Source organism: Reichenbachiella faecimaris, assembly GCF_900176375.1.
Classification (GTDB): Bacteria; Bacteroidota; Bacteroidia; order Cytophagales; family Cyclobacteriaceae; genus Reichenbachiella; species Reichenbachiella faecimaris.
In genome coordinates this window covers 510,377-532,619 of sequence record NZ_FWYF01000003.1, presented here as the reverse complement: position 1 = coordinate 532,619, position 22,243 = coordinate 510,377, and the positions used below count along the sequence as shown (strand labels likewise).

The 22,243-nt window shown below is 41.3% G+C and carries 17 protein-coding genes; 4 read left to right on the top strand and 13 right to left on the bottom strand.

Annotation, left to right across the window (positions count from 1 at the left end):
• Positions 1-2: 2 nt before the first annotated feature.
• The 13 genes from thrA to B9A58_RS14965 all read right to left on the bottom strand — a co-directional run bounded on the left by thrA (position 3) and on the right by B9A58_RS14965 (position 16,918).
• Entirely contained in the window at positions 3-2,447 is a 2,445-nt protein-coding gene (gene thrA / locus B9A58_RS15020) for a bifunctional aspartate kinase/homoserine dehydrogenase I (protein ID WP_084373689.1), read from the bottom strand.
• A gap of 200 nt (positions 2,448-2,647) precedes the next feature.
• Entirely contained in the window at positions 2,648-3,916 is a 1,269-nt protein-coding gene (gene ilvA / locus B9A58_RS15015) for a threonine ammonia-lyase IlvA (protein ID WP_084373688.1), read from the bottom strand.
• Positions 3,917-3,925: 9 nt separating this feature from the next.
• The gene (locus B9A58_RS15010) at positions 3,926-5,251 is read right to left on the bottom strand and encodes a pyridoxal phosphate-dependent aminotransferase (RefSeq protein ID WP_084373687.1); all 1,326 of its coding nucleotides are present in this window, start codon (positions 5,249-5,251) and stop codon (positions 3,926-3,928) included.
• A 97-nt stretch (positions 5,252-5,348) separates the two neighbouring features.
• On the bottom strand, positions 5,349-5,909 hold the full coding sequence (gene ilvN, locus B9A58_RS15005) for an acetolactate synthase small subunit (RefSeq protein WP_245827091.1): 561 nt from the start codon (positions 5,907-5,909) through the stop codon (positions 5,349-5,351).
• Positions 5,910-5,914: 5 nt separating this feature from the next.
• A complete protein-coding gene (gene ilvB, locus B9A58_RS15000; protein WP_084373686.1) occupies positions 5,915-7,654 on the bottom strand; it encodes a biosynthetic-type acetolactate synthase large subunit in 1,740 nt (579 codons plus the stop codon).
• Between the two features lie 120 nt (positions 7,655-7,774).
• The gene (ilvD, locus tag B9A58_RS14995) at positions 7,775-9,445 is read right to left on the bottom strand and encodes a dihydroxy-acid dehydratase (protein ID WP_084373685.1); all 1,671 of its coding nucleotides are present in this window, start codon (positions 9,443-9,445) and stop codon (positions 7,775-7,777) included.
• A 112-nt stretch (positions 9,446-9,557) separates the two neighbouring features.
• Positions 9,558-10,448 carry a branched-chain amino acid transaminase gene (locus tag B9A58_RS14990; RefSeq protein WP_084373684.1) on the bottom strand — a complete coding sequence of 297 codons (891 nt, stop codon included), beginning with the start codon at positions 10,446-10,448 and terminating at the stop codon, positions 9,558-9,560.
• Between the two features lie 445 nt (positions 10,449-10,893).
• A complete protein-coding gene (leuB, locus tag B9A58_RS14985; RefSeq protein WP_084373683.1) occupies positions 10,894-11,976 on the bottom strand; it encodes a 3-isopropylmalate dehydrogenase in 1,083 nt (360 codons plus the stop codon).
• On the bottom strand, positions 11,966-13,501 hold the full coding sequence (locus B9A58_RS14980) for an alpha-isopropylmalate synthase regulatory domain-containing protein (RefSeq protein ID WP_084373682.1): 1,536 nt from the start codon (positions 13,499-13,501) through the stop codon (positions 11,966-11,968). Before B9A58_RS14980 ends, leuB begins: the two co-directional genes overlap by 11 nt.
• Positions 13,501-14,094, bottom strand: a complete 594-nt coding sequence (leuD, locus tag B9A58_RS14975) for a 3-isopropylmalate dehydratase small subunit (protein WP_084373681.1) — start codon at positions 14,092-14,094, stop codon at positions 13,501-13,503. Before leuD ends, B9A58_RS14980 begins: the two co-directional genes overlap by 1 nt.
• Before the next feature lie 4 nt (positions 14,095-14,098).
• A complete protein-coding gene (gene leuC, locus B9A58_RS14970; protein WP_084373680.1) occupies positions 14,099-15,505 on the bottom strand; it encodes a 3-isopropylmalate dehydratase large subunit in 1,407 nt (468 codons plus the stop codon).
• A 72-nt stretch (positions 15,506-15,577) separates the two neighbouring features.
• Entirely contained in the window at positions 15,578-15,748 is a 171-nt protein-coding gene (locus tag B9A58_RS20415; protein ID WP_176214798.1) for a hypothetical protein, read from the bottom strand.
• Between the two features lie 3 nt (positions 15,749-15,751).
• The gene (locus tag B9A58_RS14965) at positions 15,752-16,918 is read right to left on the bottom strand and encodes a 2-isopropylmalate synthase (RefSeq protein WP_084373679.1); all 1,167 of its coding nucleotides are present in this window, start codon (positions 16,916-16,918) and stop codon (positions 15,752-15,754) included.
• Between the two features lie 143 nt (positions 16,919-17,061).
• Here B9A58_RS14965 and B9A58_RS14960 point away from each other — a divergent pair, with 143 nt between their 5' ends.
• The 4 genes from B9A58_RS14960 to B9A58_RS14945 all read left to right on the top strand — a co-directional run bounded on the left by B9A58_RS14960 (position 17,062) and on the right by B9A58_RS14945 (position 21,973).
• Positions 17,062-18,609 (top strand): hypothetical protein, encoded by a 1,548-nt coding sequence (locus tag B9A58_RS14960; protein ID WP_084373678.1) that lies wholly within the window; start codon positions 17,062-17,064, stop codon positions 18,607-18,609.
• 49 nt (positions 18,610-18,658) lie between these two features.
• Entirely contained in the window at positions 18,659-19,462 is an 804-nt protein-coding gene (locus B9A58_RS14955) for a helix-turn-helix transcriptional regulator (protein ID WP_084373677.1), read from the top strand.
• A gap of 78 nt (positions 19,463-19,540) precedes the next feature.
• Positions 19,541-20,674, top strand: a complete 1,134-nt coding sequence (locus B9A58_RS14950; RefSeq protein ID WP_084373676.1) for a DJ-1/PfpI family protein — start codon at positions 19,541-19,543, stop codon at positions 20,672-20,674.
• A gap of 9 nt (positions 20,675-20,683) precedes the next feature.
• Entirely contained in the window at positions 20,684-21,973 is a 1,290-nt protein-coding gene (locus B9A58_RS14945) for a sialidase family protein (protein ID WP_139793913.1), read from the top strand.
• Positions 21,974-22,243: the final 270 nt, after the last annotated feature.

The following is a 22,243-nucleotide window of genomic DNA, read 5'->3' as shown; positions in this document are numbered from 1 at the left end:
GTTTAGCTATTTGCAATTCGCATGATGTCAGCAAATATACCCATGGCTGTCACAGCAGCCCCTGCTCCAGCACCTTTAATCACCAAGGGTTGATCAGCATATCTATTGGTATTGAACAATACAATATTGTCACTTCCTTCTAGTATATAAAATGGGTGGGATTTGGTGATTTCCTTTAGTCCTACAGATGCTTTACCATCGTCATAAGTAGCCACCACCTTCAATCGCGCATTGTTGTCTTCAGCCTGTTTTACTAATGACTGAAAATGCTCTTCATGCGCTTCTAATTTGGCGTAGAACTCTTCATTGGTTTTGGTCTTCATGCAATCCGCTGGAATGAATGAGTCAGCAGTGATATCAGAAAGTTCTGCTTCAACACCACACTCGCGAATGAGAATCAAAATCTTCCGCATCACATCCACACCACTCAAGTCAATTTTTGGATCTGGTTCGGTATAACCCTCTTCTCCAGCCTGCTTAACTATGTCTACGAATTTCACACCTGGCTTGAAGTTGTTGAAAATAAAATTTAAACTTCCAGAAAGTACTGCTTCAATTTTTTTGACTCGATCTCCACTTTTAATCAGATCGTTGAGGGTAGTGATCACTGGCAAACCAGCACCCACGTTCGTCTCATAATAAAACTTAGACTTGTATTCGCGAGCTGTATTTTTCAGTTCCTGATAATTTTCATAAGAAGAAGCACAGGCAATTTTATTTGGTGTAACTACAGAAATATTTTTACTCAAAATGCCATTGTACAACCCTGCTATCTCTGCACTTGCGGTATTATCCACAAACACACTGTTGCGCAGGTTCATATTCTGAATGGATTGAATGAAGGCCGCATTCTCCATCTTTAAAGTACCATTCAAAAGCAAGTCTTTCCACTTCGACAAGTCAATACCTTCCTCATCAAAGTACATTTTTTTGCTATTGGCCAAGCCTACAATTCGTAAATCCACATGCTCGTTTTCACTCAAATATTCTTGCTGCTTGGCTATCTGCTGGATCAGTGTACCACCTACATTACCTATTCCCACTAGGAATAAGTTGATCCGTTTTTTCTCTGACAAGAAGAAACTCTCGTGCAACACGTTGAGTGATTTCTTCAAATGACGCTCCTGAATCACTACCGTAATATTCCGTTCGGAAGAGCCTTGAGCTATGGCTTTGATATTTACGCCATTTTCACCCAATGCAGCAAACATCTGACCACTGATTCCGACGTGATCACGCATCTTGTCGCCTACCAGTGCGACAATGGCCAAATGTTCTTCCACCTCTAGTGGATTGACCTTATTCAAGCTCAATTCAAATTGAAATTCTTCGGCAATGGCAGCTCTGCTAGCCTCCACATCATTGCCATCAATACCCACACAGATGGAGTGTTCGGAAGATGCCTGAGTGATTATAATCACATTCACTTTGGCTTCAGATAAAGCCTTGAACAAACGGAAAGAGAATTTTGGAATACCAATCATACCACTGCCGGACAAGTTGAGCAATGCAATATTTTTGACACTCGACAGGCCTTTTACAAACTGCTTGGAGCCGTTTGAGTCAGCACTAATAGTAGTACCTGCATCCTGAGGCCTAAAAGTATTTTTGATCTTAATCGGAATGTTCTTGTCCAATGCCGGCTGTATGGTGGGCGGATAAATGACCTTAGCCCCAAAGTGTGACAGCTCCATGGCTTCCTGATAGGAAATTTTTTCGATTGGGTGAGCAGAGGAAACTGCTCGTGGATCGGAAGTCATCATGCCACTCACATCTGTCCAGATTTCGAATGTATCTACCTCCAAAGCTGCCGCTAAAATCGCTGCCGTATAATCAGACCCGCCACGTCCTAAAGTGGTATTTACATTATCCTGATTGGAAGAAACGAATCCTGGACATATCACTAAGTCAGCTGAAGACTTGAAGAAGTCTTTTATGTTTTGGTTGGTACTGGAAAAGTCAACAATCGCATTATTGAAAGTGCTATCTGTTTTGATCATCGCACCAGTATTTCCCCAATCTGTGGTCAATCCTTCAGAATTCAGAAAGTCGACAATGATATTAGATGATAAGATCTCTCCCATCCCTAATACGCGATCCAGAGATCTTGGCGAAAGTTCACCAATCAGAAAGATACCTTTCATGATATCTTCCAGATCATTAAGTAAGATTTTGGTTTTGCTAAGTGTACCAGATTGGCTTTTCACTGGCAGCAACTCTTTGACAGTATCCAGATGTCTGGCCTCTATTTTAGCGAATAGCCCCTGGTAGGATTCGTCGCCTGCAGCTGCCAAATCACTACACTCATGGAGCAGGTTGGTCACACCTCCAAAGGCTGATACGACGCACACTTGTTTTTCTTCCTTTCCAGCCGATAAGATGTCCTTTACCACTCTCAGATTATCCGGGGTACCTACGGATGTACCTCCAAATTTCAACACTTTCATTATATAAGATTTTAGACGTTAGACTCAGGAAATTAGACCAGAGTCTTTATTTATTTAAGTTTTGAACCTTCGCTTACAACAAACTAAGCTGGGGCTCGAATTATTTATTTCTTCGTCGTTACCCGGTTTTATCCGGGTAATCCGCTTCGGCGCCATCTTCTGTCAGATCACCCGGATAAACACGGGTGATGACGGTGGGATTAAACCAAATACTGCATCAAATCTGGTTTTTCATTCAGATATTCAAATGCAAAACTTTTGGCTTCTAGTTTTTCGAATAGCTCCTTCAAACTATCCTTATTTTGTAATTCCAATCCTATCAATGCAGGGCCTTTTTCCCTGCTGTTCTTTTTCGAGTATTCGAAATGAACAATATCATCTCCAGGGCCAAGCACTTCAGTTAAAAACTCCCTTAGAGCTCCTGCCCTTTGGGGAAAGCGAATAATAAAATAGTGCTTGATACCTTCGTACAATAAGGATCGTTCTTTAATTTCTTCTGTTCGGGTAATGTCATTATTGCTACCACTGATGACGCAGACTACGTTTTTGCCTTTGATCTTCTCCTTATACAAATCCAAAGCTGCCAAGCTTAAAGCACCTGCTGGCTCCACGACAATGGCCTCCTGATTATACAATTGTAAAATCATAGAACACACCTTGCCTTCTGGTACCAGAATGATATCATCCAAACCTTCTTTGCAAATATCCAACGTCTTTGCTCCCACCTGTCTCACGGCTGCTCCATCAATGAAAGTATCTATTTTGGGCAAAACGATATTGGTTCCCTGAGTGATGGATTCCTTCATGGCTGGTGCGCCCGTTGGCTCTACACCAATGACCTTGGTATTGGGAGACAAGGTTTTCAGTACAGTAATGGCTCCTGCTGCCAAGCCTCCTCCGCCAATTGGAACAAATAAATAATCTATAGGCCCATCAGCATCTTCTAATATTTCAAGAGCTACAGTACCCTGTCCTTCAATCACTTTTTCGTCATCAAATGGGTGCACGAACGTAGCCTTGTGCTTGTCACAGTATGTCATGGCTTCATTATAGGCATCATCAAAAGTGTCTCCAATCAATACCACTTCCACCATGTCTTTGCCAAACATTCTAACCTGACCAATCTTTTGTTTGGGCGTGACGCTTGGCATGAAGATCGTCCCTTTGATACCTAGTTTCTGACAAGAGTAAGCCACCCCTTGGGCGTGATTGCCAGCACTGGCACAAACGATTCCGTTTTGACGCTCGATTTCGTTGAGACTAGAAATTTTGTTGTATGCCCCTCTGATCTTATAAGATCGAACCGCTTGAAGATCCTCTCTTTTGAAAGAAACTTCTGCTTGAAATCGCTCAGAAAAATTGAGATTTTTCATGAGTGGTGTGCGCACAACTACATGGTTGAGCTTCACCTTGGCGGCTTGTATCCCATCGTAAGTCGGTATCATCAATTCTAATTCTGCTACTTCCATTTTCTATGCTTAAGCTACCACTTCTTCCTTTACATCTGAGGTGCAAAATTCATTGATCGCAGCAGCGATCTTGCTAAAAGTCTCGTGCAAGACTTCTTTATTTTCTTCGAGTAGGGTGATTCTAAATCCTCTCAATTCAGACTGAAAAGAAGATAATGGTACCACACAGACGCCCTTGGCGGCTAGTAAGTAATAAACAAATCTTTTATCTGGTTCTCCTACACGCTCCACCCATGATTCTGCTAGTTGTTTGATTTCAAGATTACTTATTTGCAACACTTGATTATTATTCAATACGCCGTCCTTAAAAACAATAGTATTGTAGAAAGCTCCATTCGTCTTGTTGAAGGTGACATAAGGCAGGTCTTTCAAATACTGCGAAATGATCTCACTTCGTTCTGCGATTTCGGTTCTACGCTGAGCCAGATACTTCTGATAGTTAGGATGTTCCTGAATCAATGGTAGAGCCTTTTGTGGTAACGTAGTGGAGCATACCTCTACCATCTTGGCATTTTCTAATGTTGCGCAATACTTATTGAATTCCTCGTCTGCCTCTCGGTTATAAAATTCCATCCACCCACAACGGCTACCTGGCCAAGGACAGTCCTTAGAAATACCCTTTAAGGCAATGCCAGGCACATCTCCCAAGACTTCAGCCAAAGCTTTGGTCTTTGTATCATTGTAAATGATGTTCGTATAAATTTCATCACTGGCTATGAATAAATTGAACTCTTTGGCGATCTCAACGATTTTTATCAAATACTCCTCTGGATATACCATGCCTGTAGGATTATCCGGATTGATGATCAATATGCCAACAATATTCGGATTGTATTTGACTTTTAGACGCAAGTCGTCCAAATCTGGGTACCAGTTGTTTTCTGGATCGAGATTGTAAGTCAGCGGCTCCTTATTGGAGTGTGCAGCTTCCAGTGCCGAATGCGTAGAGTAGGCAGGTGAAGGTCCAATCACACGCGAATAAGGATTGAGGAATTGATACAATTTACCAATCGCATCACCTAATCCATTGAAAAACAAGACATCATCAGATGTGATTTGCACGCCACCCCTTTTGTTGTTTTTCTCAGCTAAATATTGTCTCGTCTCCAACACACCTTTGGAATGGCAATAGCCATAAGTGGAATTCTGATTGACCAAATTGGTCAAAATTTCTTTGATCCACGCAGGCACTACGGCGTGCTTGAGAATGGGGTCTCCTATATTTTCCCAATAGATCCGCTGACCCAGTGCTTGCAAAGCCTCAGCTTTCTTGACTATGTCTCTGATTTCATAGTCTAGCTGATTGGATCCTTCATGTAGTAGTACTTGGCGCATTGTTGTCTTATTTTACGTCATTGCGAGCTTTAGCGAAGTAATCTCATCAATTATTAAGATTGCTTCGTCGTCCCTCCTCGCAATGACGTTTTAAATTTTAATAGTCTTTTATACTCAATAGATTCGACTTGGTCTCTTCCAATTCTTTGATGTACGCTTCTGTTTTGCGTTTAGATTTGGAAATCGCTACTCGACCTGACCTTACAAATTCCAGTAGGCCTAATGGCTCTAGTTTTTTGTAAAGATCGTGGGTATCAGCTATATGGCCAGTCTTCTCAATGATAATATGGTCTTCTTCGATCACTAAGATTCTTGCGCCATTGTTTCTCACGAGTGTTTCGATTTTATTTCCATTGAGGAATACGGAAGTAGGCACCTTATACAAGGCGATCTCCTGGTAATAAATCTCGTTTTCTTCGTAGACAAAAGCACCCAATACTTCTATGAGTTTTCTGAATTGTTTACAACAATTGTCCGCACTGTCGCGTGTGGTGGTAATCACAATAGTAAACCTACTGATCCCAGCCACCTCAGTCGTAGATACATTGAGTGAATCAATATTGATCTTTCTTCTGTTTAGAATAACAGTCAAGTGGTTGAGTAAACCCGCTCTGTCTTCGGTCAAGACCGATATGGTATATTGTTTTTCTGCTTCCATGATTACTATCTTTCCAATTTTACTTCTGCTACAGATGCTCCAGTAGGAACCATCGGGAATACATTCCCTTCCTGCTCTACACACACCTCCAGTAAATAAGGCCCTTCGTGCTCCAAGAATACATCCACTGCCACTGCCAATTCATCTCTGCTTGTTACTTTGTTGCAAGGAATGCCATAACCCTTTGATATCAATTGAAAATCAGGGTTTATCATTTCGGTATGGGCGTATCTCTTGTCAAAAAACATTTCTTGCCATTGGCGCACCATGCCCAAGAATTGGTTATTCAAAATCAATATTTTCACTCCAATGTTGCTTTGAAAGATAGTACCAAGCTCTTGGATAGTCATTTGAAAACCACCATCACCTATCACAGCAATCACCTGCTTTTCTGGGCGAGCCACTTTAGCTCCCATAGCGGCTGGTAATGAGAATCCCATGGTACCCAATCCACCAGAGGTCACATTGCATCTGGTATCATCAAATGCATAGTATCTACTGGCAATCATTTGATGTTGTCCAACGTCAGTCACCACAATGGCTTTTCCTTCAGACTGGTCAGAAATCAACTTGATTACTTCAGCCATTTTGATCTCGTCCTTTTCAGAATGAAGATCTAGTTTCCCTACTTTCTCAAATTCCTTGGCATCACAATCTGCAAATTCCTGAAGCCAATCTTTATGGCTATTTGAAGCAATTTCTTTTTCCAGTTGAATCAAAGCCGCTTTTGCATCACAAACGATAGCCACGTCTGTTTTCACATTTTTATCTACCTCAGCAGGGTCAATTTCGATATGAATAATCTTGGCTTGTTTGGCGTATCTGCTCAAGTCGCCTGTCACTCGATCATCGAATCGCATACCAACAGCAATGATCACATCAGCTTCGTTGGTCTTCAAATTAGGACCATAGTTTCCATGCATGCCCAACATACCTACGTATAGTGGATGTTTGTTGGGTACAGCAGATAAGCCTAATAGTGTAGATGCCATAGGAATTTCTGCCTTTTCAGCGAAAGCCAAAAGCTCACTTTGCGCTTGTGAGATCAAGACACCATGTCCCACAAGCATCAATGGTTTTTTTGCTTGATTGATCAGTGCTGCGGCCTCCGTCACTTTAGATCGCTCTAAAATGGGGAATGGATGGTAGCTCCTGATTTTTGTACACTTCTCATATACTGGAAAATCAAATTCCGTTACTTGTGCATCCTTTGTGATATCAATCAAAACTGGCCCTGGTCTACCCGTGTTAGCGATGTAAAATGCCTTAGCAATAGCTTGAGGTATTTCTTCAGCTTTAGTTACCTGAAAATTCCACTTAGTCACTGGCATAGAAATCCCAATTACATCTGTCTCCTGAAAGGCATCCGTACCCAAAAGATGAGAAAACACCTGACCTGTGATGGCAACCATAGGCGTAGAATCAATTTGAGCATCTGCTATGCCTGTGATCAAATTGGTAGCGCCTGGCCCTGAAGTAGCCATACAAACTCCCGTTTTCCCGTTGACCCTTGCAAATCCTTGCGCGGCATGTGCAGCACCTTGCTCATGACGAACCAAGATATGATTGAGTCGGTCTGCGTACTTATATAATTCATCATAGACTGGCATGATGGCTCCACCTGGATATCCAAAAAGCGTTTCCACGCCTTCGGCAAGCAAGCACTCAAGCAATGCCTGAGACCCTGTCAATCGTTTCGTGCCTTGTTTTGGTTTTTCTTCCAATTCTAGTGTCGATGTGTTCATTTTGATAGATTCAAGATTTTAGATTCAAGACTTTTTATCAACTTGGTTCAAGAATCTAGTATTACTTTATTGTCAATAGTCTATAGTCCACAGACCATAGACTATTGACTGTCGTCTAAATTATTCGTCAGTTACACAGCCCTCTGAAGCTGATGCTACTTGATTGATATATTTTTTTAATATTCCTTTTTTGGCTTTGTATGCTGGTTGCTTCCAAGCGGCTTTTCTTGCTGCCATTTCTTCATCAGATATTTTAAGGTTCATTTCGTTTTTCACCGCATCTATGCTAATGATGTCACCATCTTTCACCAACGCCAATGGGCCTCCTTCTTGAGATTCTGGCGTGACGTGACCTACCACAAAACCGTGAGACCCACCTGAGAATCGGCCATCCGTAATCAATGCCACATCTTTACCTAGTCCTGCGCCCATTACCGCACTGGTTGGCTTCAACATTTCTGGCATACCCGGAGCCCCTTTAGGTCCAGATTGTCTGATCACGATCACTTCTCCTTTCTTCACCTCTTTACCAATCCCAATGATGGCTTCGAATTCATCATCATAACATCTCGCTGGTCCTTCGAAATACTCACCTTCCTTACCAGTAATTTTTGCCACTGACCCCTCAGGTGCCAGATTGCCATACAAGATTTGTAGATGACCAGATGGTTTAATCGGATCAGAGAAAGAGTGAATGATCTTTTGTCCTTCTTTCAATGACGGTCCTTCTTCAATATTTTCCGCCAAGGTCTTGCCAGTCACAGTCATACAGTCGCCGTGCAAGTATCCTTCGTGCAATAAAGCTTTCATCACAGCTGGAACACCGCCCACAAAATGAAGATCTTCCATCAAATATTTACCACTAGGTTTCAAGTCAGCAATAAACGGCGTACTGTCAGAGATTCTTTGGAAATCGTCTAGACCAATCGGTACATCTACAGATTTCGCCATGGCGATCAAATGAAGCACAGCATTGGTAGACCCACCCAAAATCATTATGATCCGAATGGCATTTTCGAATGCATCTTTAGTCATGATATCTCTCGGACGCAAGTCTTGCTCAAGCAAGTGCCTTACGGCTTGTCCTACTCTATAGGTCTCTTGTTTTTTGTCTTCACTTTCCGCAGGATTAGAAGAAGAAGACGGTAAACTCATACCCATGGCTTCGATAGCCGAAGACATCGTATTGGCCGTATACATTCCACCACAAGCTCCAGGGCCAGGAATAGAGTTTTTGATGATGCCATTATAATCTTCATCCGAGATATTGTTGGCTAATTTTTGGCCATAAGCCTCAAATGCCGAAACGATATTCAAGTCTTCACCCTTCCATTTACCTGGTCTTACTGTACCGCCATATACCATCAGTCCTGGTCGATTCAATCGACCCAAAGCCATGATAGAACCAGGCATATTTTTATCACATCCGACTACAGGAACCACTGCATCATAAAACTGTGCATTAACTACAGTTTCGATAGAATCAGCAATGATATCTCTAGAGATCAAAGAGTATTTCATCCCAGTTGTACCATTGGATATCCCATCGCTTACACCTATGGTGTGAAAGATCAATCCTACCAGATCAGCTTCACGAACACCTTTTTTCACTTGGTGTGAAAGAATGTTGAGGTGCATGTTGCAAGGGTTGCCTTCAAATCCTGTACTCACGATCCCAACTTGTGCTTTTTTCATGTCCTCCTCAGTCAAGCCAGTGGCGTACAACTGCGCCTGTGATGCCGGCTGTGAAGGGTCTTGAGTGATCGTTTTGCTGTATTTATTTAAACTCATACTATTTTGATACTAGAGACAAGAATCATAACTTGATTGCTTGCCTTTTGATATTCTCTTTTTTCTAATTGATATTTTTTCTTCGCTCTTATATCTTGGCTCTTGGTTCCAATCAAACCAAAGTGAATTCACTCAGTTCGGCATTGCTGACACGCTGACGATACATCAAGAACAAATCATAAGCGACAGTTTCTTTCCAATCTGCAGCAAATTCCATATCGTCAATCGATTTGATACTTGCCACTTCTGTTGCCGTACCCGTGAAGAAGGCTACTTCAGCACCTTTCATTTCTTCAGGCTTGAATAGCTTTTCTACTACTGGGTATCCCAATTCCATGGCATACTCAATGATGGTCGCCCTGGTGATTCCAGGTAGGATGTTTCCAAGTGGTGGCGTATAGATCACATCGTCCTTCACAAAGAAGAAGTTCTGACCAGAGCCTTCAGCAACATACCCTTCTGAATCCAACAACAAGGCTTCGTCATAACCATTTCGCTTGGCTTCGTTAGATGCCATGATCGAATTGGTGTAGTTGCCAGTTACCTTGGCGTCTACAGGAATGGATTTTGGATTTGGTCTTTCCACGGAGGAAATCATTACTTTCAAGGCTTCGTCACCTAGGTATGGAGGCCAATCCCAAGCGGCCATCATCACATGAACTTCTCCACAAGAAAGCAATTTCATATTGGCTCCGAGGTAAACCATTGGGCGGATGTAAGCATTGCTCAATCCATTTCTATCCAATAACTCATAAGAGACTTTGACCAACTCATCGACGGACTGGCTGATTTTGATACCCATTTTTTCTGCTGAGTATTTTAGTCTTTCGAAATGTTCCTTGGCCTTGAAGACATTGGGTCCGGCTGCACCAGCGTACGAGCGGATACCTTCAAAGGCGCCATTGCCATAGTGCATGGTCTGGCTAAACAAGTCAACTTTTGCTTCTGATGCTTTTACCCACTGTCCGTCTAGGAAAAGGATCGAGTTTTCGTTGTAATACATAGTCTATCTCTTTAGTTAATAATTTCTTTTGTTCGATTCTTGTCATAAAAAAAACCTTTCTCATTGGAGAAAGGCTTTAGAATCATTTAGTTCTTATATACCTCTCTCACGTATCACCAATAATGGTAATAATCACGATGGCTAATACTGTGACAATAGTCGTTATCATTTTTTGGGTCAACATTTGGGTATAATCCTCCGTGAATTTCTCAATTCACTTCGGCGCACACATAAAAAAAGCGCCATCCTGTTGGGAATGACGCTTTAGAATATCGTTTTATACTATTGCATATCATTCCCGACCTGAGGTGACTGTGACCTCAGTAATAATCGCTAATGCTATGACAATAATGTTCTTCATTTTTGTTGTTCTTTCGAATTCCAAAGGTAGAACATTTCATTTTCATCATCCTAGCATTTTAGTCAATTTTTGATACTATTTTATCTAACCTTCTAATACTGTGCTATTTGCACGAATCAGTTCGGCTATTTTATCTCCTACCTCTGTAGTAGATTTTGCATTGTCACTATTCAAATCTTCTGTCAAGTAGCTCTCTTCGATTACTTGATTTACTGCATTTCTTATCGCTTCTGCTTCCTTCATCAGATCCAATGATTCTAACAACATAGCCGCTGAAAGAATAGTAGCAATAGGATTCGCGATGTTCTTTCCAGTGGCCTGAGGATATGATCCGTGGATCGGCTCAAACACTGAAGTATGCACCCCTACTGAAGCCGATGGCAACAAGCCCATAGAGCCTGTAATCACACTTGCTTCATCAGAAAGAATATCACCAAACATATTCTCAGTGACCATCACGTCAAATTTCTTTGGCCATTGAATCAACTGCATGGCTGCGTTATCCACGAACATATATTCTGTCTGGATATCCGCGTGTTCTTTCTCCATTTTCTGAGCTACTTCTCTCCACAACCTTGAGGTTCCCAAAACATTAGCTTTGTCAACTACCGTCAAATGTTTTCTTCTCTTAGCCGCATATTCGTACGCCAATTCCAAGATTCTTTCGACCTCTTCTCTTTTGTAAACACAAGTATCAAAAGCAGTATTTCCATCTTCAGATCTACCTCTTGGCTCTCCAAAGTAGATGCCACCAGTCAACTCACGAATTACAACAAAATCAGAACCTTCAACAATTTCTTCTTTCAACGGAGACTTGTAGTTCAAGGAAGGAAAAGTCACTACCGGACGGATGTTGGCATACAAGCCCAACAATTTTCTCATTTTCAACAAACCTTGTTCTGGACGAACTTTAGCAGATGGATCGTTGTCATATTTAGGGTCGCCTATAGCACCAAATAGCACGGCATCTGACTCCATACATAGATTGTGTGTAGCTTCTGGATACGGCTCTCCTACTTTATCAATCGCTGAAGCACCTACTTCTGCGTACTGAAAATCAAACTCATGGTTGAATACCTCTCCCACTGATTTCATGGCTTTGACTGCCTGTTCTACTATTTCAGGTCCGATTCCGTCTCCAGGAAGGGTAGCTATTTTAAACTGCATATTCTTTTACTTCTTTACTTTCTACTATGTTCAACATTCGTGTGGTCGCCTTAATAGCCGCCACGGTTTGGTCAGGGTCTAGCCCTTTGGTTTTCAATATTTTTCCATTCCAATTCCATGAAATAGTCGTCATCACCAATGCGTCAGTATTGCCTCCAGGTGGTATTCTTACTTCGTAATCCACCAACTTCGGGAAGGTTCTTCCTACTGTAGCGTAGATCTTCAATAACGCATTCATGAATGCATCATATTGCCCGTCACCAGGTGCTGTTTCTTCTTGCACAATACCGTCAAGACTTACCGAAATGGTGGCCGAGGGCTTCAATCCTTTTGCCACTGACAGTGAATAATTTAAAATCTCAACTGTAGGATCAGAAACTGAATTGCCCAACACGTCATTGACAATAAATGGCAAATCCTCCTGCGTGATGCTTTCCTTTTTGTCGCCCAACTCAATGATTCGCTCAGTGACTTTTTTTGTCTCATCATTGGACAATTGGATACCTAACTCTTCCAAATTTTTTAGAATGTTGGACTTGCCCGAAAGTTTGCCCAAGGCATAAGTGTATGACCTTCCAAATCGAGTGGGCTCTAAGGCCGTCTGGTATAAATTGTCTTTGCTGTCTCCATCTGCGTGCACGCCAGAAGTTTGTGTAAAAACAAATTCACCAATTAATGGTTTGTTGGCTGGAATTCGCACGCCAGAAAAGGCTTCCACTACCTTACTTACTTTGTATAGCTTGGTTTCATCCAGATTCACTTCTAAGTGGAGGTGATCTTTCATGATACCCACTACACTTGATAGCGGCACATTTCCAGCTCTTTCTCCCAATCCATTCAATGTCGTATGAATGCCTCTCATTCCAGCTTTCAATGCTTCAAATACATTGGCTACAGAAAGATCATAATCATTGTGGGCATGAAAGTCGAAATGAACATTTGGGAAACGTTTCACCATTTCTGAACAATACTTCCTGACATCTTGATGATTGAGTACGCCCAACGTATCTGGTAGCATGATTCTTTTCGCACTGGTTTTTTGCAGACCTTCTACCATTTGGTAGACATACTCTGGAGAATCGATCATGCCATTAGACCAATCTTCGAGATAGACATTGACGGCTATTCCTAATTCGTCTGCGTAGGCTATAGTTTCAGCAATATTTGCCAAGTGCTCTTCAGGTGTCTTCCTCAATTGCGCCTGGCAATGCTTCAAAGAGCCTTTGGTCAACAGGTTCATCACCTGCCCGTTGGCTTCTTTAATCCAGTCCAATGATTTGCCATCATCTACAAAACCAAGAATTTCGATTTTGTGACCGTGTCCATGGCTATTCGCCCAATCCAATATATGTTGAGCTCCACGATATTCACCTTCTGACACACGTGCAGAGGCAATCTCCAAACGATCCACGCCCAGCTCATCTATGATAAGTTGGGCGAGGGTTAGCTTTTCACTTTCAGTAAAAGCTACACCAGACGTTTGTTCGCCATCTCGAAGGGTAGTATCTAGGATTTCTACTTTCATTAAGCTCGCGCTACTTCGTATGCTTCTATTTTATCTCTTAGAGAGATTAGATAATCAATATCGTCGTATCCATTTTGCAAACACTCTTTCTTGTATGGACTGATTTCGAACGAAGTCGAATCACCTGTAGAAGAAATAGTGAATGTCTGTGTATCTAGATCTGCTTCAAATTGTGTCTTAGGATCGGCTGCAATTGCAGCAAATACTTTTTCTGCAAATTCAGTTGAAACTTGAACTGGCAACACGCCATTGTTCAGGCAGTTGTTTCTAAAAATATCTGCGAAGAAGCTAGATACTACTACTTTGAATCCATAATCATGAACTGCCCAAGCAGCGTGCTCACGACTCGATCCGCAACCAAAGTTTTTTCCAGCGACCAAGATGGTACCTGAGTATTTCTTGTCATTCAATGGAAAGTCTGGAATTTCATTTCCATCTCCATCGTATCTCCAATCACGGAAAAGGTTTTCACCAAAACCCTCTCTGGTCGTTGCCTTCAAGAATCTTGCTGGTATGATTTGATCTGTATCTACATTTTCGGTAGCTACTGGAACTGCCGATGAATTTATTTTTTCGAATTTTTCTAATGCCATCTGATTAAACGTTTACAGGTTCACGAGGATCTACAATTTTCCCGGCAACAGCTACTGCTGCTGCAGTCAATGGGCTAGCCAATAAGGTTCGAGAGCCTGGCCCTTGTCGACCTTCAAAGTTTCTGTTTGAGGTAGAAACTGCGTATTTCCCTTTTGGCACCTTATCATCATTCATGGCCAAACAAGCCGAACAACCTGGCTGTCTCAATTTGAAACCTGCCTCTTCTAGTACTTCTACCAAACCTTCTTCCTGTGCTTGTTTCTCCACTTGTTTAGAACCTGGCACAATCCAAGCCGTAATGTTTTCAGCTTTTTGCTTGCCTTTCACAAAGGCCGCAACTTCTCTTAAATCCTCAATACGTCCATTTGTACAGCTACCAACGAAGACATAGTCTATTGGCTTGCCTACCAATACATCTCCATCAGAGAATCCCATATAGTTCATAGACTTTTGGAATGACTCCTGTTCAGACTTTTCAATCTCAGACAATGCTGGAATAGAAGATTTGATCTTCGTGCCCATACCTGGGTTAGTCCCATACGTGATCATAGGCTCGATGTCTGCTGCATCGAATTCCAATTCCTTATCGAATACAGCACCATCATCAGTTTTCAATTTTCTCCATTCTTCAACAGCCCTGTCGAAATCAGCACCCTTAGGTGCATTTTCTCTTCCTCTGACATATTCGAAGGTAGTTTCGTCTGGAGCAATCAATCCGCCTCTGGCGCCCATTTCAATACTCATGTTACAAACCGTCATTCTGCCTTCCATAGAAAGCTTTTCGAAGGCTGAGCCTGCATACTCAATGAAGTAGCCTGTTCCGCCACCAGCAGTCACTTTTGAAATGATGTAAAGCACTAAATCTTTGGCTGTAACACCCGCTCCCAAATCACCATTTACGGTGATTCTCATTTTCTTAGGCTTAGGCTGCATGATACACTGAGAAGCCAGAACCATTTCTACCTCGCTGGTTCCAATACCAAAAGCAATCGCACCAAAAGCGCCATGCGTAGAAGTGTGGCTATCACCACATACGATCGTCATGCCTGGCTGAGTCAATCCCAATTGCGGCCCTACCACGTGCACCACACCCTGGTAAGGGTGATTCAATCCATATAGTGACACGCCATGCTTTTCACAATTTTCAGTCAGTTTATCTACCTGAAATTTTGATAAAGCATCTTGAATTGGTAGGTGTTGATTTTCAGTTGGCACGTTGTGATCAGGTGTCGCGAATGTTTGATCTGGTCTAAACACTGGCACACCTCTTTTCTCAATTCCTGCAAAAGCCTGTGGACTCGTCACTTCGTGAATCAAATGACAATCAATATATATGGCACTTGGCCCCCCCTCGATCTCGCTCACCACATGAGCATCCCAGATTTTATCAAATAATGTTTTTGCTTCCACGTTTAATCTAATTCTCTAATTAATTACTTATTAAAAAAGCCATTCATTGCTGAATGACGTTTACCCTAATTTTTATTCGCAGCCAAAGGCATACAAAAAGTTCTCGTTGGTTCCCCTACATTGTGATGAAGCCAAAAAGACTCTGGCATTCAATGCCTTTTTGTCCATTTCAAACTCCTCTTGTAAGGCTTCCAACTGTTGATTTTCTTTTTCTGGGTTATTTTTATTGTTGTAATTATCCATCTGCTACATTTCTACATTAGTCATCAAATACTCGCTCAACATGCTTTTAAGCAATTTGTCATCCACTACATCATGTTTGTCTGCCACCTTCAAGAATTCGTGATAGACTTTTTCTAGTTCTTCTTTGGTAAGATTTACATTGAGTTTTTCCACTCTGTAGTTCAATGCAGCCCTTCCACTTCTTGCCGTCAACACAATGGAAGACTCATCTACACCCACTTCTGCAGGGTCAATGATTTCGTAATTGTCTCTATTTTTGATCACTCCATCTTGGTGAATACCCGAAGAGTGAGCAAAGGCATTGCTGCCCACAATTGCCTTGTTAGGCTGCACAGGCATTCTCATGGTTTCTGAAACCAATCTTGACATTGCATTCAAACGTGTTGCATCTATCTCTGTATCAGATTTCATCCAGTTGTGCTTGCGCATGATCATCACTACTTCTTCGAGTGAAGTGTTGCCTGCCCTCTCTCCTATGCCATTGATGGTACATTCAATCTGACGCGCACCGTTTTGGATACCTGCTATCGAATTGGCTGTAGCCAAACCCAGATCATTGTGACAGTGGGTAGAAATGATCGCATTTTCAATTCCTTTTACATTGTCTATCAAGTACTTGATCTTAGCACCATATTCCTCTGGCAGACAATATCCTGTAGTATCAGGAATATTGACCACAGTAGCACCTTCAGAAATAGCAGCTTCAATGACTTGAGCCAAAAAGGCATTTTCCGTTCTTCCGGCGTCCTCTGCATAGAACTCCACATCATCTACAAAATTTTTAGCCCACTTGACTGCTTGCTTACTTCTGGCAATGATATCTTCTCTAGTGGTTTTGATTTTGGTGAACACGTGCTGATCAGAAGTACCAATACCCGTATGGATTCTTGGTCGCTTGGCATGTTTCAGTGCTTCAGCTGCGCACTCTATATCTTTTTGTACTGCTCGGGTCAAACCACAAACGGTTGTATCTTTTACTAATTTTGAAATCTCTGAAACAGATTCGAAATCACCTGGGCTGGAAATAGGAAATCCAGCTTCTATGATGTCTACTCCAAGATGCTCTAATTGCTCGGCAATCAAGAGTTTGCCTTTGGTGTCTAGTCTGCAACCTGGCACTTGTTCCCCATCACGTAGTGTTGTATCGAATATGTGTATGCGATTGTCCATAGTTCTCATTTAATTCTGGTTACAAAACTAAATAGCGACAATTCGCTAAAAAATGCCTATTATTTATTTAATTACGATTTCTAAAAATTGTATTTTTACTCATTAATTGACTTAATTGCTCATTAAACATAATTTTAATTACAATGTCTAAAGAGAGGTCAGACGCATTATTCCATTTGATCAAATCACTAAAGAAAAGTGAAAAGCGCTATTTTAAGCTCTCAATGGTAAATGCTGAAGAAAAAAAATTCTCTAGGCTATTTAATATCATAGAAAGTCAGTCGGTTTTTGATGATGATGAAGTACTAAAAAAGGATGCCACAATTAAGCCTTCTCAGCTTTCAAATATGAAAGCCCATTTGTACACCAAAATTCTAAATGCGCTCAGAGATTATAATTCCAACACCCTGCCCAACATCAAAATTCGAGACATGATCGACCATGCAGAAATTTTGTTTAACAAGGGGCTCTACAAACAATGCGCTGAGGTAATCAAAAAGGTGAAAAAAATAGCAGTCAAGGGTGGTAATTTAGAAATGCAGTTGGAAATACTAAAGTGGGAAAAACAAGTGCTTTTCCATACTTCAGGAAAAGAAAATGTAGCAAGAACCAATGATATTATTGCGGATGTACAACGAGTCAACAATCGGATCAATAACATCAATTCCTTTTCTAACCTGCAAGTAAAACTTCATTCATTATACCAAAAAATTGGCTTTATAAGGAGCGAAAGTGATTATAACAAAATTCAAAATGTATTTGCAGCTTCCTTGCCCGTATTTGTAGAAGAAGAACTGTCCAACAGTGAAAAAATCAGCTTGTACAATTTGTATACAGGCTACTACTTCTTCTTACAAGATTTTGAGAAGGGATTTCAATATGCCAATAAATTGGTGAATCTCTTCAACAAAAATAAAGCCCTGATCAACTCCATGCTAGAAGCCTACATCAATAGCCTGAACAACCTATTGATAGCTCAAAACAAACTTTTGAAATATAGAGAGTTTCAAGCGACCACCCGCGAGCTTAGAGCACTCAATAATTTACCTTCTGCACAGCTGAACGAGAACATCAGAATGAAGCTTTTGAAGTATACGTTCGTGCATGAGTTTAATCGCTTGTTTTTAATGGGGGATTTCGAACGAGGTGTCAAATTAATGGAGCGCATCAAGCCTGGTATGGAGCAGTTTATCAGTCAGATCGACATGCACTCCAAAGTGATTCTATTCTACAAAACGGCTTGTCTTTATTTTGGTAATGACAATTATCAAACGGCCATTTATTGGCTTAATCAAATCATAAATTCAAAGGAGGTGGATTTGAGGGAGGACATTCATGGCTTTGCGCGAATACTCAATTTGATTGCTCACTACGAACTGAACAATATGGAATTGATCGAATATTACGTGCGATCTACCTACCGTTTTTTGTTGAAAAAAGAAGACCTGCACCTATATCAAAAATACATCCTCAATTTCCTGGTACGATTGAAAACCAATATCACGCAAGAAGAATTGGTCAAGCGCTTTCGTGCCTTGCGTGAAAATCTCATACCTCTTGCAAAAGACCCATACGAACGACGCGCATTTATCTACTTCGACATTATCTCTTGGCTAGAGTCCAAAATAGAAAGGCGTCCCGTTCAAAGCATTATTAAAGATAAGGCATTGCTTAGATTGAGTGAGATTTGACAATTACATGAGCGGTCAAACTTGACATGATATCACACGTTTGAGAGATATGGCTCAAATCATTCACACCCAGTACTTTCAAAAACAACTACCTAAGGGTGTATCTATCAGTACTACCTCCTATCGAGACCATCAATTTCCCAAACATTTCCATGATCACTATACGATCCAGCTGATCGAGGAGGGAGTAAATGAAGGTTTCACAGAATCAGTAAAATACAAAGTAGGTCAAAATGGCTTACTGGTGATCAATCCAGGTGAATTGCATGCGGGCAATTCATTGAACCATGAGTATTTGAAATTTCATACGATTCGCTTGGATCAAAGCTTTATTCATTCATTTCATGAGAAAAATGAAATCCCTCGTAAAGGTGATTTTCATTTTGACATACAGCCTATTTATTGCGCTCAAATTACGCACATGATGAATTCATTAATTGCTAGCCTTAGGCACAATAATCATTTGCGTTTTGAAAGTAACCTTACCGGAATCTTGATTACGTTGACAAGTAACCACCAGAAATCGCCTGGGACGCAATCAAAAATTCCCTTGAGATTGGCTCAAGATTTTTTGCATGAGCATTACAACAAAAATCTAACGCTCAATCAAATTGCAGAAGTATGTCACTTAAGCCCTTATCATTTTTTACGCCAGTTTAAAAAACAATTTGGCATCGCACCCTTCCAGTATCTCAGGAATATACGAGTAGAAAAGGCCAAAGCATTACTACCTCACCATCCCATTTCTCAAGCTGCACATCAGGTAGGATTCTATGACCACAGTCATTTTCTTAAATCTTTTAAAAAAATAGAAGGCGTAGCACCTTCAAAGCAAATCACCAAACAAGCCTAAACCGTTCATCAAAACAGCAATATTGTACAAGTAATTGATCACAAACCATTGCTTCTTGTAGCCTAAAACTTAAAGGTTATGAAAAGCTTAAAATACATGCTATTACTCCTCATTTGGCACCACTCAACTTTAGCTCAAAAGGCCATTGAAGGCGACCTGCCCCAAGACCAAATCATTTACTTCTGTAGCCCCTGTGGTTGCTCTGAGGATGGAAAATACTTCGCCAACTCTAGCATTTGCAGCGCCTGTCAAATGGAATTTAGACCCACCATGCCGAGTCTAGAGAGGGCAAACCAGCCAACGCCAAGACCATCAGTTGGTATCTTTTTATTTCATGGCGCAGACGTCATGGATGTATCTGGACCACTTTCAGTGTTTGAGCATGCTGGATTCAATATCATCACTTTTGGAAAACAAAAGGAGATGACTCGAATAGGAATGAACGTAGAATTGATGCCCGACCACAGTATTAAAACCCTGCCTGCTGTTGACATATTAGTACTCCCTGGAGGTGGACTAGCTGAGAGCAATCCTGCTGACCAAGAAGTAGTCAATTTTTTAAAAGAAAGAAAAGATTCAACCAAAGTAATTCTTTCCGTCTGCAGTGGCTCATTCTTTTTAGGTGAAGCCGGATTATTGAATGATAAGAAGTCCACTACTTTCGCTGGACTCATCCCAAGACTTGCATCTCAATATCCAAAGTCTGAAGTGCTAAACAATGTAAAATATACGGACAATGGGCAGATTGTCACCTCTGCAGGTCTATCCTCAGGTATTGATGCTTCGTTTCAAGTAGTTTCGAAGTTTTATGGAGTGGGTAGAGCACAAGAAATCGCCAATCACATGGAATATCCCTGGAAGCGTGAACATGACTATGCCAGAAGCCAACTGGCTATTAACTACATGAGTCATATTCAAACACTGACACAGCTCTTTGCCATCGACTTTTTTTATTCGCAAGGCAATCAAGATGAATGGGAATGCAGATACCATTTAACTGAGCAAATGAGCGCTGAAAAGATCAAGCTGCTGGTTCAGAAGGAATTAGAAAAATCAGGCAATTGGGTAATTAAAAAATCAAATAAATCATTTCTCAAGGGCACGGTCAATCATCCAATGATAGGCCAAGGTGAAGTAAGTTTTGCTATTGAAAATAAACCTAACCCAATAGCCGTCATCAAAGCCAGAAGGTTGCAAAAAGAATCGTTTTAATCCATTGTTATGCAAAAGATTTTTCATACTCAAATGGTTCTATTGGTAGTTTGTTTTTTCACAAATAGGCTTTGCTTTTCGCAAGCAGAACTTAAGACCGTTTCCTCGGTTATGGTTGGGGAGACGGTCACTATTCATTCGCAATTCAAAGGCCTTCCTATAGTAGAACCACATTTGTCAGCACACCCCAGTGACAGTTTGCATTTGTTGGCGGCAGCCATGATCATTACCAATATCAATCAGCCATACCAAAGTGCGAGACTGTCTAGTTTTGTATCCAAAGATGGTGGTCAGACATGGAAAGAAACTCCACATGACTACTGGGGGTATGATCCATGGACAGCCATATTACCTGATGGGCAAACGGCCATGAGTTGGCTGGGCACTTCTGGCAGTTTCAAACACCAATTCCCCATTCAGTTTTTTAGTTCTGACAACGGCGGAGAAAGCTGGAAAGATGAGGTTCAAACTTTTAAGTCTAACCATGGGCACGACGGCACCAAAATCACAGGGTTCAAAAACAACTTCTTCTTCACCACAGTGAGATTCAAAGATGACATGAGTGCTGATGTGATCCTTTATCAAAGAACAGGGAATGGTTCTTTTAATGAAATTACCCTTGTTCCGAGTCAAGGTGTTCGACTCAATTTTTGTGAACCAGTTATACTCTCAGACGACACTATTCTAATACCCTCTTCACATTATTTACGAAAGGCATGGGTGCAATCTTATGACCTTAGAGCCAAAGTTCTCTCTCCCAAACATTTGATTACCACTCGTCCAGGAGGGAGCAGAGGCTATATGAGAATGACAGCAGATACGAGTCCGCTGTCAAAATTTAGAAATCAGATATATTTTTTGAGAGCTGCAGATGGCGTTTGGCTCAATTATTCTATAGATAAAGGTGAAACCTGGAGCACAGATGTTCGAGTGGATCAATTTGAAAATGGTTTACCTTCAAAAGCCATGGTTGCTTCGATTGTCACGAATAAGGAAGGGGTAGTTGGTATATCCTGGGTGGATAGTCAACACAATCCAAATCAAGAAAAGTACGATGTCTATTTCAGCTACTCGATAGACGGTGGGATGAGTTTTTCAAAACCTGCACGAATCACCAAAATCAGCACCAGCCCCAGAAGTGAATCCAATGGTGATGTGGCTAATAAATTTCCTGGAGGTGGGCATTATCTAAATATTGTAGCCAAAGCGAACGGGAAATTTCAACTGATATGGAGCGATAGTCGTAACGGATTTTTTGAATTGCAAACCTGTGAGGTTCTTTTTAGATGGAGCCCATAAGCTCTTCTGCTTGCATCCAGATCGTGGACTCTGATAAAAAAAGGAAGCCTGCAAACCTCTTTCCGCGTGCGTACTCGATGCTTACAGGCTTTAACCAACCTAACCTGAAGGCAAGATAGGGTTATTCATTTTCTTCCCATCAGCAACTCGGCGAATAGGAGCATTTTCTCGGTGACTGATTCCAAAGACTCACTTTGTAGAGAAACAAACTTCCGAAAAGCATCTCGCTGAGACCAGATAGGCAATATTCAGTCCTGATCCATTGTGTCG

Excerpts from the sequence above, each read along its gene's own strand:
- thrA (WP_084373689.1), bottom strand. The coding sequence starts at position 2,447 with ATGAAAGTGTTGAAATTTGGAGGTACATCCGTAGGTACCCCGGATAAT.
- ilvA (WP_084373688.1), bottom strand. The coding sequence starts at position 3,916 with ATGGAAGTAGCAGAATTAGAATTGATGATACCGACTTACGATGGGATA.
- B9A58_RS15010 (WP_084373687.1), bottom strand. The coding sequence starts at position 5,251 with ATGCGCCAAGTACTACTACATGAAGGATCCAATCAGCTAGACTATGAA.
- ilvN (WP_245827091.1), bottom strand. The coding sequence starts at position 5,909 with ATGGAAGCAGAAAAACAATATACCATATCGGTCTTGACCGAAGACAGA.
- ilvB (WP_084373686.1), bottom strand. The coding sequence starts at position 7,654 with ATGAACACATCGACACTAGAATTGGAAGAAAAACCAAAACAAGGCACG.
- ilvD (WP_084373685.1), bottom strand. The coding sequence starts at position 9,445 with ATGAGTTTAAATAAATACAGCAAAACGATCACTCAAGACCCTTCACAG.
- B9A58_RS14990 (WP_084373684.1), bottom strand. The coding sequence starts at position 10,448 with ATGTATTACAACGAAAACTCGATCCTTTTCCTAGACGGACAGTGGGTA.
- leuB (WP_084373683.1), bottom strand. The coding sequence starts at position 11,976 with ATGCAGTTTAAAATAGCTACCCTTCCTGGAGACGGAATCGGACCTGAA.
- B9A58_RS14980 (WP_084373682.1), bottom strand. The coding sequence starts at position 13,501 with ATGAAAGTAGAAATCCTAGATACTACCCTTCGAGATGGCGAACAAACG.
- leuD (WP_084373681.1), bottom strand. The coding sequence starts at position 14,094 with ATGGCATTAGAAAAATTCGAAAAAATAAATTCATCGGCAGTTCCAGTA.
- B9A58_RS20415 (WP_176214798.1), bottom strand. The coding sequence starts at position 15,748 with ATGGATAATTACAACAATAAAAATAACCCAGAAAAAGAAAATCAACAG.
- B9A58_RS14965 (WP_084373679.1), bottom strand. The coding sequence starts at position 16,918 with ATGGACAATCGCATACACATATTCGATACAACACTACGTGATGGGGAA.
- B9A58_RS14960 (WP_084373678.1), top strand. The coding sequence starts at position 17,062 with ATGTCTAAAGAGAGGTCAGACGCATTATTCCATTTGATCAAATCACTA.
- B9A58_RS14955 (WP_084373677.1), top strand. The coding sequence starts at position 18,659 with ATGGCTCAAATCATTCACACCCAGTACTTTCAAAAACAACTACCTAAG.
- B9A58_RS14950 (WP_084373676.1), top strand. The coding sequence starts at position 19,541 with ATGAAAAGCTTAAAATACATGCTATTACTCCTCATTTGGCACCACTCA.
- B9A58_RS14945 (WP_139793913.1), top strand. The coding sequence starts at position 20,684 with ATGCAAAAGATTTTTCATACTCAAATGGTTCTATTGGTAGTTTGTTTT.